Raw genomic sequence first — 13,242 nt, forward strand, 5'->3', positions numbered from 1 at the left:
CAGGTGGTCAACTACCTAATTTTCAGGGAAAAAGTACCTGAATTTTCCCCCCAATCACTCCAATGGTCGGCAATTTTTGAGAGAAAAAAAGTCTAAAAACCTTATCCAACAAGATTTTTAGATTTATTCAGCAAACCCTAACTAAGCTAAAGGCAGCTATAGAACTCTAATGTTTGAGTTATGGAGGTTATCTTAGTGGTGAGGTAATGCTCGAAGGGCTGCCATGCCGTCTTAACCGGTAATTTTAGATAGGCAAGCAGCTTAACCGGGTATTCTAGGAAAGTGATCGGATTTCAACCTTGAATCTATGGAAACCCTCTTTCATCTAGTTACTTTTGCCTTTGTCTTTGCTTTTGGTGCCTCGGTGGGCAGTTTTTTAAACGTGGTCATCTATAGATTACCTCAGGGGATATCTCTAGTGTATCCCCCTTCCCACTGTCCGAAATGTCACCATAGGTTAGGTAAAAGCGAGAATATACCCGTTTTCGGCTGGTTATGGCTAGGGGGTCGCTGTCGCTGGTGCAAAACCCCGATTTCTGTCCGTTATCCAGCGATCGAAACTTTTACCGGTTGGTTATTTTGTCTGGTTTTAGGAGGTTTTAGCTTTTCTTGGCAGACCCTAGGCTATTGGATTCTCCTCAGTTGGTTATTAGCTTTAGCTTTGATTGATTTTGACACGATGACGCTTCCTAACTCCCTCACCCAATCGGGATTAGTTTTAGGGATAGTTTTCCAAGCACTTCTAGGTTGGCAAAATAATCAAACTGTTATCTATCTCTTTTCAGCGATCGCTAGTGCAGTTTTAGGAGTCTGGTTATTTGATCTGATCCGGTGGGGGGGAAGTTTTGCCCTCAGACAGCAGTCCATGGGGGGAGGAGATGCCAAATTAGCGGCCATGATCGGTGCTTGGTTAGGATGGCAAGCATTATTAGTCACCGCTTTTCTGGCCTGTGCTATCGGGGCGGTGATCGGTATGACGGGCATTTGTCTCGGTAAAATGGCAAAAAGACAAGCTATACCCTTCGGGCCATTTCTTGCCCTCGGCGCTCTGATGAGTGTCTTTTGGAGTGATAAGATCATCTCAGCCTATCAAACCATTTTTTTGCCTTTGTTGTAAAAAAGCTATCTTGTCATTAAATCTTGATACAATAGTCTTCTGTGTCTTGGATCACCATTAGAACAACCCCCAGTCTAGGGTAAGCCGATTGGCTAGAGGAAATGCTCAAAGCTCACGACATCCCCAGTCGCGTTATCGCTATTGGCCTTGGTATTTATTGCGGCCAGGGGCATCAGGCCGCCCTACAAGTGCGTCCCCAAGATCGCTGGACAGCACTTTTGTTATTAAGTCCTCTAGAGGAAAGTCTATAAATTGTCTTTATTTTAAACTATGTCTCTATTTGATTGGTTTGCAAATCGCCAAAAAACAGAACCCAAGGTTCAACAACAACAGGAACGAGAAATAGCCGATGGTTTATGGACAAAATGCCCCAATTGCGGCGTTTTGTCCTATACGAAGGATTTATTAGCTAATCAACTGGTTTGTCTCGATTGCGGTCATCATAATCGGGTGGAAAGTGAAGAAAGAATTCGCCAGTTAGTGGATGCTAATACTTGGAATTGCCTCGATGAACAGATTCGACCGACGGATCCGCTCAAATTTCGCGATCGGAAAAGTTATAGCGATCGCTTGCGGGAAACCCAAGAAAAAACTGGTCTGACTGATGCTGTCCACACGGGAACGGGGACGCTCGATGGTTTACCCTTAGCTTTAGGGGTGATGGACTTCCGTTTTATGGGGGGCAGCATGGGATCGGTGGTGGGAGAAAAACTCTGTCGTTTGACGGAACACGCTACCGATGAACGTTTACCCCTGGTGATTATCTGCGCTTCCGGCGGGGCGAGAATGCAGGAAGGAATGTTAAGTTTAATGCAGATGGCCAAGATTTCTGGCGCTCTTAACCGGCATCGGGAAGCAAAGTTACTCTATATTCCTGTCTTGACTAATCCCACCACGGGGGGAGTCACGGCCAGTTTTGCCATGTTGGGAGATATTATTATCGCCGAACCAAAGGCTACTATCGGTTTTGCTGGTAAGCGGGTAATTGAACAGACTTTGCGCGAGAAATTGCCAGAAGGTTTCCAAACATCGGAATACCTATTAAAACACGGTTTTGTCGATGCGATCATTCCTCGTCCCCATCTCAAGAAAACCCTCGCTCAATTAATTAGTTTACATCAGCCCTTTTTCCCCTTGTTATCCCCCCTCAACAGCCATCATCACTACAGTCAGCCGGAGTTAATCCCTGTGAAAACAGCCCAAGGTCAAACAACAGTTTAATCTTTGTAGGACGGCACTGGAGTTGGGAGTGCCGGAGTTGAGAGCCTGAGCATTTGTACTAAAATTTCCCGATGGGCAGTTTCAATGCAGTACAGCTTACTTAACTGGGTTGACAGTGATCGCAAAGTCCAAAAAATTCGAGAGTATGGTAATAAACCTTGAATTGGTGGGATTTTTCGAGTTTTTCTTCCAATTCATGAACGGGACACTCATTAAAGACGATAGACCGACCGCAATGAATACAGGTAAGATGGTGTTGATCCTGCTGAAGGGAACTGTAGAGGGATTCTCCTGTGGCTAGGGTTCTCACCTGAACTGCACCCTGTAGCTTTAGGGATTCTAGGGCGCGGTAAACAGTGGCTAACCCCATATTTTGGTCACGCTGACGGAGTTCCACAAACAATTCTTGAGCGGATACTGCCCGATTTAAGGTTTTGAGTAAGTGGATAATGCGCTCTTGCGATCGGGTGCGTTGGGATTTCATATCAAAAAGGTCAGCGATCAAATTTAATTCTATGCCAAAAAATTATCAGTGCTGTATTTATGTTACCCTGCGCCCTTCGGTTCTCGATCCGGCGGGTACGGCGGTAGAGTCGGGATTAAAGCAATTAGGTTATGATACTGTAGCCGGGGTGCGAATTGGTAAGTATATTGAGCTTACCGTGGCAGCAGAGGATGAAACCAGCGCTCGCGCACAATTGGATCAAATGTGCGATCAACTATTGGCTAATCCTGTAATTGAAAATTATCGCTTTGATTTGCATTGTCAGGAGATAGGAGATAAGGGATAGGGATTAGGGGATAGGGAAATGGGAGAATGGGGAAATTCAACTAAAACCCTAACACCCTAACAGCCTAACACCCATCTGATGAGAGCTTTTTGCAAAATGAATTAACCAAGTTAAAAATTATGAAGTTTGGGATTATTGTTTTCCCCGGATCGAATTGCGATCGAGATGTGGCAACGGTGACGGAGGGGATTTTTCAGCAACCTACCCGCTATATTTGGCATCAAGAGACGGATCTAGCGGATTTGGATGTGATTGTGGTGCCGGGGGGATTTAGTTACGGCGATTATTTGCGCTGTGGTGCGATCGCTCGATTTTCACCAGCGATGAAAACTGTCCGAGAAGAAGCCGAAAAAGGTAAATTAGTTTTAGGCATCTGTAACGGTTTTCAGGTATTAACGGAAATTGGGCTGCTACCCGGTGCGTTAATTCGCAATCGCGATTTACATTTTATCTGCGATCGAGTGCCGGTAAAAGTGGAAAACAATCAATATGTCTGGACGCGAGGTTATCAACCGCAACAGGTGCTTAATTTGCCGATTGCTCACGGGGAAGGGCGTTATTATGCCGCAGAAGATACGCTAAAATCCCTGGAGGATAACGGTCAAATTCTCTGGCGTTACTGTACTCCCACAGGAGAGGTAAATGAGTCAGGAAATCCCAACGGATCGTTAAATAATATTGCGGGAATTACCAATAAAGCAGGAAATGTGCTAGGAATGATGCCTCATCCCGAACGCGCCGCCGATCCGCTGCTCAATTTGACCGATGGGAGTCTGTTATTTCAGGAGTTGATCAATTGTTGTTGACTAGACCTCTTGTAAAAATCAAAAATTGTTGTTGGGGTCAGGAGTCAGTAGTCAGGAGAATTAAAAATGAATAATAATCAATTAAATGGTCTATTTACAGACTTGAGGCAATTCAATCCTTATTTTTGCCGTTTTTAAACCCTCAAATAGTTGGGGTTTTGGGGTTTTGGGGTTTTAGTTGAAATTTCCCTGATAAGTAGCTGGTTATAATTAAATTAAAAATGGACTTTAGGTTCGATCCCCCCTGCCCCCCTTGATAAGGGGGGTGCCGATAGGCGGGGGGATCTGATAACTTTTAACGCCTACCTACTTAACTGATAACTGATAACTGATAACTGATAACTGATAATCCTGTGGCTGTTTTAAAAGATAATCGGGCTACCGTCCAAAAAGTTCTCTGGATCACCCTGCTGCTGAACATTTTGGTTATGGCGATCAAAGCGGGGGTGGGTTTGAGAATTGGTGCTTTAAGTCTGCAAGCGGATGCTCTCCATAGTGTCACCGATAGTGCTAATAATGTCTTGGGATTAGTAGCGATGCGGTTTTCTTCTCCCTATCCCGATCGAGATCATCCCTACGGACATCTGAAATACGAAGCGATCGGAGCTTTAGCGATCGCCGCCTTTTTGGGGATTGCCTGTTTTGAAATCTTGCAAGGGGCGGTCATGAGTATTATCAAAGGAGGCAAACCCGTCGAGATTGCAGGTCCTGAGTTATGGCTATTAATTATCGTTTTAGGGGTGAATATTTTTGTCACCTATTATGAAAGATCCGTGGGGCAGCGTGTCGGTAGTCCGATTTTGATTGCCGATGCTCGTCATACCATGAGTGATGTGTGGGTGACAATTACGGTTTTATTGGGTTTAGTCGGGGTTTGGGTGGGCAATACGGCTAATATTCCCCAATTACAATGGTTAGATGTGATTTTGTCCTTTCCCGTCGCTTTTTTGGTGTTTAGCAGTGGTTGGAAAGTCCTGATGGAGAATTTACCTTTGTTAGTGGATGAAATGGCGATCGCTCCTGAAGTGATTCATCAAATTGTCATGGAGGTGCCGGGGGTGCTTAATTGCCATGCGATCGCATCTCGGGGAGTGGTGGGAAGACAGGTATTTATAGAAATGCACCTAGTTGTCTCCGCTCAAGATGTGGAAACTGCTCACGCAATCACGGAAGCGGTGGAAGCAAGATTAAGCCAACAATTTAGCCCTGTGAGAATTTTAATTCACGTTGAACCGCCGGATTATCACTCTGATCGGATCACTTTTGATGAAGAAGTGTGAAGCAAAAAAGCCTAAAATAAGTAGCGAACTTTTGCTAGAGGTGGCCATGACGACGGAGAATCAAGCTAGAAGCATAGTAGTTACTGGTGGAGCAGGATTTATCGGCTCGAATTTTGTTCATCATTGGTGCGAGAATTATCCTGAGGATCGTGTAATTGTTCTTGATGCTCTTACCTACGCGGGCAATTTGAATAATTTAGCGACACTGAAAGATAGAAAGAATTTCCGTTTTCTGCAAGGGGATATCTGCGATCGAGCTTTAGTTGATGAATTATTTGCCGGTGAAAATATCGATACAGTTGCCCATTTTGCTGCCGAATCCCATGTGGATCGATCGATTCTTGGACCTAGGGCTTTTGTGCAAACTAATGTGGTGGGAACTTTTACTCTATTAGAAAGTTTTCGGCAACATTGGTTAAGTAATCATCAACCCGATAACTATCGTTTTCTGCACGTTTCCACCGATGAGGTTTATGGCAGTTTAGGAGTAGATGATCCGGCTTTTACCGAAACTACTCCCTATGCTCCTAATAGTCCCTATTCTGCCTCAAAAGCGGGGAGTGATCATCTAGCGAGAGCTTATTTTCATACCTACGGAATGCCGACAATTATTACTAATTGCTCTAATAATTATGGTTCCTATCATTTTCCCGAAAAGTTAATTCCTTTGATGTGTATTAATATTCTTTTGGGTAAACCTTTACCCGTTTATGGTGATGGTCAAAATGTTCGAGATTGGTTATATGTGCGGGATCATTGTCAAGCTTTAGATACAGTTATTCACAAGGGAAAAGTGGGAGAAACTTATAATATTGGCGGAAATAATGAGGTAAAAAATATCGATTTAGTCAGGATGTTATGTGAGTTAATGGATGAATTAGCTCCCGATTTACCCGTGAAACCTGCTCAGAATTTAATTACCTTTGTTAAGGATCGCCCCGGACATGATCGCCGGTATGCTATTGATGCCAGTAAAATTCGCACTGAATTAGGTTGGCAACCTCAAGAAACGGTAGAGGGGGGATTAAGAAAAACCATTCAATGGTATCTCGATCATCGGGATTGGTGGCAACCTTTGTTATCCAAAGAATATCAAGAGTATTATGGGAAAGTTTACGGTTAGAGAGGGGTAAAAACTTTAATCTTAATTTTGGGTGTGTTAGCCAAAACTAACACCCTCAAACCTTGTACCTCACTATTAAGATATCGGCGTTATTTTCAATAATATCGAAAGGCTGCCCACCGTTCCCTCGATCGCCACTTGTGGAAATACCGCCTGGATGAGTTAGAATCGGAAAGGAGAATTTTTGAGTAACCATGATCAAATTACGTCTAAAACGCTTTGGTAAAAAACGCGAAGCCAGTTATCGTATCGTTGCGGCCGTTAGCACCAGTCGTCGCGATGGTCGTCCCCTAGAGGAGTTAGGATTCTACAATCCCCGCACCGATGAAGTGCGTCTGGATGAGGAAGGGATTATCCGACGCTTACAACAAGGAGCGCAACCGACGGACACCGTGCGCGGCATTCTCACCAAACAGAAAATTTTCGAGAAAATCAATGCCTAGTACCCCCAATTATCTCGAACTGGTGAAATTTATTATCGAGCCGTTTTTGGAAGAGCCGGCCAGTCTGAGATTGGATATCGAGCGCTGTAAGGAAAATGAACGTCTTTGGGTGCGTGTAGCCTTCGATGATGCCGATAAAGGCAAAGTTTACGGCCGGGGAGGACGCAATTTACAGGCGATTAGAACTACCCTAGAAATGGCGGCCGCGAGTGTGGGTCGCTCTCTTTATCTAGAAGTCTATGCGGCCGAAAATGAAGCTGAACAGCGCCGCACCCGTCGTTCTAATGGTAACTTTGAAGGTACGGAAAGAAGACCGAGCAATCGCCGACCACCCGCACCCCGGCAACCCAACAACTAACGAGCGATTTTAGGAAAACAGGGAAGGGGTTTCAACCTCGACCCTCTCCAGTTGCTCTAATTGCTGCCAAACTTTGGCGAGTAAAGTGGTTAATCCGGCTCCCGTCACGGCGGAAATAGTCAAAATCTCGGCATTGGTTATTTTAGCAAACTGCTTTTGGTAGTTATCTATCGTTTCCTCGTCCACAGCATCAATTTTGTTGAAAACCAGTATTTGCGATCGCTTTTCCAATTCCCGACCATAGGCGGCTAATTCCCCTTGAATAATTTGATAATCGGCGATCGGGTCTTCTGATGTCAAGGAGACAAGATGAATTAACAGGCGTGTGCGTTCGATATGGCGTAAAAATTCGTGTCCTAAGCCGATTCCTAGATGCGCTCCCTCGATTAATCCAGGAATATCGGCGAATACCGTCCCATCTCCCGTGGGTTTGCGTACCACTCCCAAGTTAGGAATGAGAGTCGTAAAGGGATAATCGGCGATTTTGGGACGAGCAGAGGAAACGGCCGAGATTAGGGTGGATTTTCCCGCATTGGGCAGCCCGATAATGCCCACTTCCGCTAATAACTTCAATTCTAGGCGTAAATGGCGTTTTTCTCCGTCTAAACCGGGTAAAGCGTATTCGGGTGCGCGATTATTATTACTTAAAAAGTGGCGGTTGCCTAATCCCCCTTTTCCCCCGGCAGCCACGATTAAAGTCTGTTCGGGAGTGACCAAATCGCCGATAATTTCCTCGCTATCGAGATCGTAAACCACTGTACCACAGGGAACTTTAATAATGCGATCGCTACCGTTGGCTCCCGTGCAGTTGTTCGGACCGCCCCGTTTACCGTCATCGGCCTTAAAATAGCGACTATACTGGAAATCTAGCAGGGTTTGCAGGTTCTGAGTCGCCACAAAAATCACCGAACCACCTTTTCCCCCATTACCTCCGGCCGGACCGCCGGCGGGGACGTATTTTTCCCGACGGAAAGCGACAATTCCATCACCTCCCTTACCCCCCTCTACTTCTATTTCGGCGCGATCAATAAACTGCATAAGATTAAGTAGTTAAAGTGAAAAAATGATCAAGCTTAAAGCTGTTATATGTTAATATCTTGCCAATTTAAAGCTTCTGCAAATCCCTGAAAATGTTTGACATTAGTAGTAGTGTGGAAGGAACCACAGAGACACAAAGGACACAAAGATCGCTACCATATAAGTTAAACTTATCACACAAAGAATAAGAGAGCCGATATTGTTTTTTTATAACTGCCAATGAGCAAGAATAAGTAATAGGACAAAATTAACTTCTTAGTTAGGATAGGCAAAAGGCACTCATGCAAGAGGTAGTTAGATATGTCTAATTAATTGTGTCCAGCTACTTAATAATATCCACATCAATATTGTAATTATCAGCCGTTTGTTTGCCAATCTTTAGAGTTTCTAGCCAAGGCTATAAAGCTTTAAACCTAAAGGACGAGCATTATCAATCGCGGTCTGAAAATTGAGCAAACACTGGGAAATTTCTTGGTCTTGCTCATCGGTTATTTGTGACCGTTTTTGTCGTCTTTGTTCTAAGATAGCCAAAGCCGAACGATTTCGTTTAATTTGTTCTTTTCGCTCCCAATCTGGATAATTGACGAGTTTGGGTTTTAATTGATTCATCTCTTTTAAGTAGGTAGGTGTTAAAAATTGCCAGACACCCCCCTTATCAAGGGGGGAAGGGGGGATCAAAGACAGAATCTATCTTCAATTTAATTGATTCATCTCTTTGACTGGAAATTGTCTATCACAATCTTAGCCGATCCCTTGACATCTCACAACTCCAGTCACTATCCCCAAGACTTTAAGTACATTTGTTCGTAAATAAAAAACTTGTTTCTGGGCGGGGAATCCCTACAATAGGAAACAGGATAATTAGTAGCAGATGAAAACCGATGGGCCAGTTTTTTAAACAAACTTTCGCTAGTTGCTTGGGAACTTTATTGGGATTATTGGCATTTTCGGTCTTAGGTGTGGGGGGATTAGCATTTTTACTGCTTTCTTCCCTTATGTCTAGCGATAGCTCCTCAGTTAAGGAAAAATCGGTCTTAGTTTTTAACTTAGCCACCAATATCAGCGATGCTCCCCCTAGTTCCAGTTTAGCCGATAGTTTGACCGGTGAGAGTGCGACCACTTTAAATTTGCGACAGGTGATAGCGGCGATCGAAAAGGCCACCCTTGATGATAACATTGTCGGTCTGTTACTCTATGGTCGCGACAATATCGGTGAATATGGCTATGCTACCCTGACGGAAGTGCGGCAAGCTTTGGCAAAATTTCGCCAATCGGGTAAAAAAATTATCGCCTACGATATGGAATGGACGGAAAAGGAATATTATCTCGCTTCCGTTGCTGAAACGGTGATTATTAATCCCGTGGGGAGAATGGAAATTAATGGTTTAAGTAGTCAACAAACCTTTTTTGCCGATGCACTAGAAAAGTATGGTGTGGGGGTGCAAGTGGTAAAAGTGGGTTCTTTTAAAGGTGCAGTGGAACCCTATACGCGTCAGGATTTAAGTGTCCAGAATCGTCAGCAGCTGCAAACCCTACTCGATACAATTTGGTCTAATTATAGTTCCACAGTGGCCAAAAGTCGCAATTTAACCCCCCAACAGGTGCAAACTATTTCTGATACTCAAGGTATTCTGGAAGCAACCACAGCGAAAAAGGCGGGTTTTGTCGATGAAGTGGCCTATTTAGATCGAGTAATTGTTTTGGCTAAAGAGTTGACAGGAGAAGCAAAAAATAAAACTAATGAGGAGGAAAATTCTGGCTCTTTTTCGCAAATTTCTTTAGCTAATTATGCTAGTTCTCTCGATGAGGAGGAAAATAGTAGCAATCAAATAGCGATAGTTTATGCAGAAGGGACAATCGTAGAAGGTCAGGGAGATAGAGGCCAAATCGGTGGGGATAAATTGGCGAAGGAACTGCGAAAATTACAGGGGAAGGAGGAGGTGAAAGCGGTAGTTTTGCGGATTAATAGTCCGGGGGGAAGTGCCACCGCTTCTGAGGTGATTCTGCGGGAAATTAAGCGTTTAGATGCGACCAAACCGGTAATTATTTCTATGGGTGATGTGGCAGCTTCTGGGGGTTATTGGATCGCCATGGGGGGTCAAAGAATTTTTGCCGATAATGATACAATTACTGGTTCGATCGGTGTGTTTGGATTATTGTTAAATATCCAGAAGATTGCTAATAATAATGGCATCGATTGGGATACGGTAAAAACTGGACAATTAGCCGATATATCTACTATTACCAGACCGAAAAATCCCCAAGAATTAGAAATTTATCAAGCGGCAGTTAATCGGTTCTATGATTTATTTATCGAGACGGTGGCCCAGGGGCGAAAATTATCTCCAGACAAGGTTAGAACTGTGGCCCAAGGTCGTGTCTGGACGGGAAAAGATGCGGTTAAAATTGGTTTAGTTGATCAAATTGGTGGTCTAGAAGCGGCCGTGCAATATGCGGCCAAAACAGCTAAATTAGGGGATGATTGGAGTCTTCAAGAATATCCTCGATCGCAAAGTTGGCAAGAAGAACTTTTTTCTAATTTCTTGCAAACCTATCTTCCTCCTCTCACTAAAAATAATCATCCTTTGACGCAGGAATGGCAAAATTTTCAGCAGGAATTATTGAAGTTACCTACATTCAACGATCCCCATAGTGTTTATGCTAAGTTACTTTTTAATCTCGATTTTCGCTGATACTTATGTAAAAATAATGCCCGCTAATTCTGAAATTCTTTAACAAAAATTTCTATGAATCGCCCTAATAGCGTTATTCTTGGTTTAGCCTATATTCTGGGATTATTATCTACAGGTCTGGTAGATTTTAGTCCCTGGTTAAACCGATGGCAAGAAGTGGTAATTAGAATTGTTATTCTTGGTTTAATTACCCTGTTAACCACAACTTTTATCCGTCGTTTTTGGTGGCAAAGTCCCCCGAAACAAATTTGGCTGATAGCGGGATTAATAGCTATCTTTGCGGTTGTTTATCTGGAAATTCGTACTCCTTACCCCAGCGCAAATGATATCAGTCATCTTTTAAAAAATAATGTAGTTAACTCTATTAAAATCACGGGCAATATTATATCAGAAATTCGTCTCAATCGCCGAGAAAATTTACAATTTTGGTTAGAAGTAAAAGAATTTAGCCTCAAGGATTTACCAACAAAAAAATCCACGGGTAAACTCTACGTTACTCTGCCAAATCTAGCAGAAAATCAGGTTTATCCCGGACAAGAAATAACAATTAAAGGATTACTGTATCGTCCCCGTCGTGCCAATAATCCCAATGCTTTTGACTTTGCTAATTATCTAGCGCGTCGGGGTGCTTTTGCTGGTTTAAAAGGGGAAATAATTATCAATAAAAAGTCACCGACTTGGGGAGTTTGGCAGATTCGTCAGCGCATTGTTGAGGCACAAATTCAAGGACTAGGCCAAGAAAAAGGGACTTTATTAAGTTCGATTACCCTCGGACGACAAGCAGTTAATTTGCCAGCAAAAATCACTGATTTATTTATTAAAACTGGATTAGCTCACATTTTAGCAGCTTCTGGCTTTCATGTGGCTATTTTGTTGGGATTTGTTTTAACTATTACTCGCAATTTATCCCCCAAACAACAGTTTATTATTGCCCTTACTATCTTAATAATTTACGGTACTTTAACAGGGTTACAACCTTCAGTCCTGCGGGCGATTTTGATGGGAATTGGGGCATTAATCGGTCTGCTTTATAATCGACAAGTTAATAGTTTAGGTTCCCTGTTACTAGCGGCTACAATTCTATTATTATGGCAACCTCTCTGGATTTGGGATTTAGGATTTCAGTTAAGTTTTTTAGCGACTTTGGGATTAATTATTACCGTTCCTTTACTGAAAAATAAAATCGACTATTTCCCTAATTTAATCGCTGAACCTATAGCTATTAGTCTAGCTGCTACTCTCTGGACTATGCCTTTATTAATGTTTACCTTTAACTCGATCGCTCTTTATAATATCCCCATTAATATTATCACAACCCCCCTAGTTACCCTAATTAGTTTAGGAGGAGTTTTTACTGCTTTTTTAGGTTTAATTTATCCCCCTTTGGGCAGTATCAGCGCTAGTATTCTCTATTACCCTCTAGAGTTATTACTGCAAATTACCAACTTTTTTAGTCTGCTTCCTTTTAGTACCTACTCCACAGGTAAATTATCTTTAGGAGTGATGTTAATTATTTATATTTGCCTTACCTTAATCTGCTTTAATCTCTGGTTTCGTCAACGGTGGCATTTAATCGGTTTATTTATCCTCGCTGTAATTTTAATACCGATTATTTATCAGCATTTAACTTTAACTCAGGTGACAGTTTTAGCCACCAAATCGCAACCGGTAATAATTATTCAAAATCGAGGAAATACTCTGTTAATTAATGGGGAAGAACCCGCAACAGCACGTTATACAGTTTTGCCCTTTTTGCGACAGGAGGGAATTAATCAAATACAAGGTGCAATAACTGTCAATAATTCGGCGCAATTCTCAACTATTAGTGAGGATATACCGATCAAAAAAACTATTAATTTATCCCGGTTAGAAAAATTTAATCTCGGCGAAATTACTGGACAATTGATCGAGAAAAATTTATTTAAATTTCAGGTGAAAAATCAATCTTGGCTCTGGATTATCAACCCGAAAAATCCCGTTAATTTATCCCAAGAATTTAGCCCCCTAGTGTTATTATGGCAGGGAAGCAATCTAGATAAACAATGGTTAGAGTCCATTCGACCACAGACAGCGATCGCTGTTACTAACAATCTCTCCCGTAATGCCAGAAATCAACTGAGAAAGGCTAGGATTAAGACTTACTGGACTGGGAGAGATGGAGCAATTCAATGGACAGCAAAAAATGGATTTCAACCCTTTCTAATTAATGAGTGATATGTACCACCAAAACTGAACAGGGAGCATGATGTACCACATAATTACTGACACTACCTAAGATTAACTCAGATAAACCCGATCGACCGTGACGACCAACAATAATTAAATCTATCCCCTCTTGCTGGGCAACTTGACAAATTTTCTGGCCCGGATCA

General features: G+C 42.7%; 15 protein-coding genes. 11 read left to right on the forward strand and 4 right to left on the reverse strand.

All coding sequences use genetic code 11. The annotated features are described in order from the left end of the window. The first annotated feature begins 307 nt into the window (after positions 1-307). The 3 genes from PX484_RS10005 (at position 308) to accD (ending at position 2,338) form a co-directional block, all read left to right on the forward strand. Positions 308-1,117, forward strand: coding sequence for a prepilin peptidase (locus tag PX484_RS10005; protein ID WP_002802312.1), 810 nt, complete (start codon positions 308-310; stop codon positions 1,115-1,117). 101 nt (positions 1,118-1,218) lie between these two features. Further along, positions 1,219-1,368: a hypothetical protein gene (locus PX484_RS10010; RefSeq protein ID WP_002802311.1), complete on the forward strand. Its 150-nt coding sequence runs from the start codon at positions 1,219-1,221 to the stop codon at positions 1,366-1,368. Between the two features lie 19 nt (positions 1,369-1,387). Next, the gene (gene accD / locus PX484_RS10015; RefSeq protein WP_288103699.1) at positions 1,388-2,338 is read left to right on the forward strand and encodes an acetyl-CoA carboxylase, carboxyltransferase subunit beta; all 951 of its coding nucleotides are present in this window, start codon (positions 1,388-1,390) and stop codon (positions 2,336-2,338) included. A 100-nt stretch (positions 2,339-2,438) separates the two neighbouring features. Here the strand turns inward: accD and PX484_RS10020 are convergent, their stop codons facing one another. Then, positions 2,439-2,822 carry a Fur family transcriptional regulator gene (locus PX484_RS10020; RefSeq protein WP_287658860.1) on the reverse strand — a complete coding sequence of 128 codons (384 nt, stop codon included), beginning with the start codon at positions 2,820-2,822 and terminating at the stop codon, positions 2,439-2,441. Positions 2,823-2,853: 31 nt separating this feature from the next. Between PX484_RS10020 and purS the strand changes: the two genes are divergently transcribed. From purS to PX484_RS10050, 6 genes are all read left to right on the forward strand, one after another. Next, positions 2,854-3,129, forward strand: coding sequence for a phosphoribosylformylglycinamidine synthase subunit PurS (gene purS / locus PX484_RS10025; protein WP_002802308.1), 276 nt, complete (start codon positions 2,854-2,856; stop codon positions 3,127-3,129). A gap of 119 nt (positions 3,130-3,248) precedes the next feature. Beyond that, positions 3,249-3,935, forward strand: coding sequence for a phosphoribosylformylglycinamidine synthase subunit PurQ (purQ, locus tag PX484_RS10030; RefSeq protein WP_287664540.1), 687 nt, complete (start codon positions 3,249-3,251; stop codon positions 3,933-3,935). A 353-nt stretch (positions 3,936-4,288) separates the two neighbouring features. Next, a complete protein-coding gene (cdf31, locus tag PX484_RS10035; RefSeq protein ID WP_288103702.1) occupies positions 4,289-5,215 on the forward strand; it encodes a CDF family zinc efflux transporter Cdf31 in 927 nt (308 codons plus the stop codon). 46 nt (positions 5,216-5,261) lie between these two features. Further along, the gene (gene rfbB / locus PX484_RS10040) at positions 5,262-6,338 is read left to right on the forward strand and encodes a dTDP-glucose 4,6-dehydratase (protein ID WP_288103707.1); all 1,077 of its coding nucleotides are present in this window, start codon (positions 5,262-5,264) and stop codon (positions 6,336-6,338) included. A gap of 194 nt (positions 6,339-6,532) precedes the next feature. Next, complete coding sequence (rpsP, locus tag PX484_RS10045) at positions 6,533-6,781, forward strand: 30S ribosomal protein S16 (protein WP_002780060.1); 249 nt, start codon at positions 6,533-6,535, stop codon at positions 6,779-6,781. Then, positions 6,774-7,139, forward strand: coding sequence for a KH domain-containing protein (locus PX484_RS10050; protein ID WP_288103704.1), 366 nt, complete (start codon positions 6,774-6,776; stop codon positions 7,137-7,139). Before rpsP ends, PX484_RS10050 begins: the two co-directional genes overlap by 8 nt. Positions 7,140-7,148: 9 nt before the next feature. Here the strand turns inward: PX484_RS10050 and obgE are convergent, their stop codons facing one another. Together obgE and PX484_RS10060 are read right to left on the reverse strand one after the other, a co-directional pair. Further along, positions 7,149-8,177 (reverse strand): GTPase ObgE, encoded by a 1,029-nt coding sequence (gene obgE, locus PX484_RS10055; protein WP_002801904.1) that lies wholly within the window; start codon positions 8,175-8,177, stop codon positions 7,149-7,151. Positions 8,178-8,564: 387 nt separating this feature from the next. After that, positions 8,565-8,786 (reverse strand): hypothetical protein, encoded by a 222-nt coding sequence (locus PX484_RS10060; RefSeq protein WP_253257691.1) that lies wholly within the window; start codon positions 8,784-8,786, stop codon positions 8,565-8,567. Between the two features lie 272 nt (positions 8,787-9,058). Between PX484_RS10060 and sppA the strand changes: the two genes are divergently transcribed. Next, positions 9,059-10,870: a signal peptide peptidase SppA gene (gene sppA / locus PX484_RS10065; protein ID WP_287767179.1), complete on the forward strand. Its 1,812-nt coding sequence runs from the start codon at positions 9,059-9,061 to the stop codon at positions 10,868-10,870. Between the two features lie 54 nt (positions 10,871-10,924). Beyond that, on the forward strand, positions 10,925-13,084 hold the full coding sequence (locus PX484_RS10070) for a ComEC/Rec2 family competence protein (RefSeq protein ID WP_287767180.1): 2,160 nt from the start codon (positions 10,925-10,927) through the stop codon (positions 13,082-13,084). Here the strand turns inward: PX484_RS10070 and PX484_RS10075 are convergent. Then, positions 13,074-13,242, reverse strand: a 169-nt coding sequence (locus tag PX484_RS10075; protein ID WP_288103709.1) for a universal stress protein, incomplete at its 5' end; no start/stop codon positions are given. The genes PX484_RS10070 and PX484_RS10075 overlap by 11 nt on opposite strands.

The organism is Microcystis sp. M49636_WE2 (assembly GCF_030065375.1).
GTDB classification, from domain to species: domain Bacteria; phylum Cyanobacteriota; class Cyanobacteriia; order Cyanobacteriales; family Microcystaceae; genus Microcystis; species Microcystis aeruginosa_C.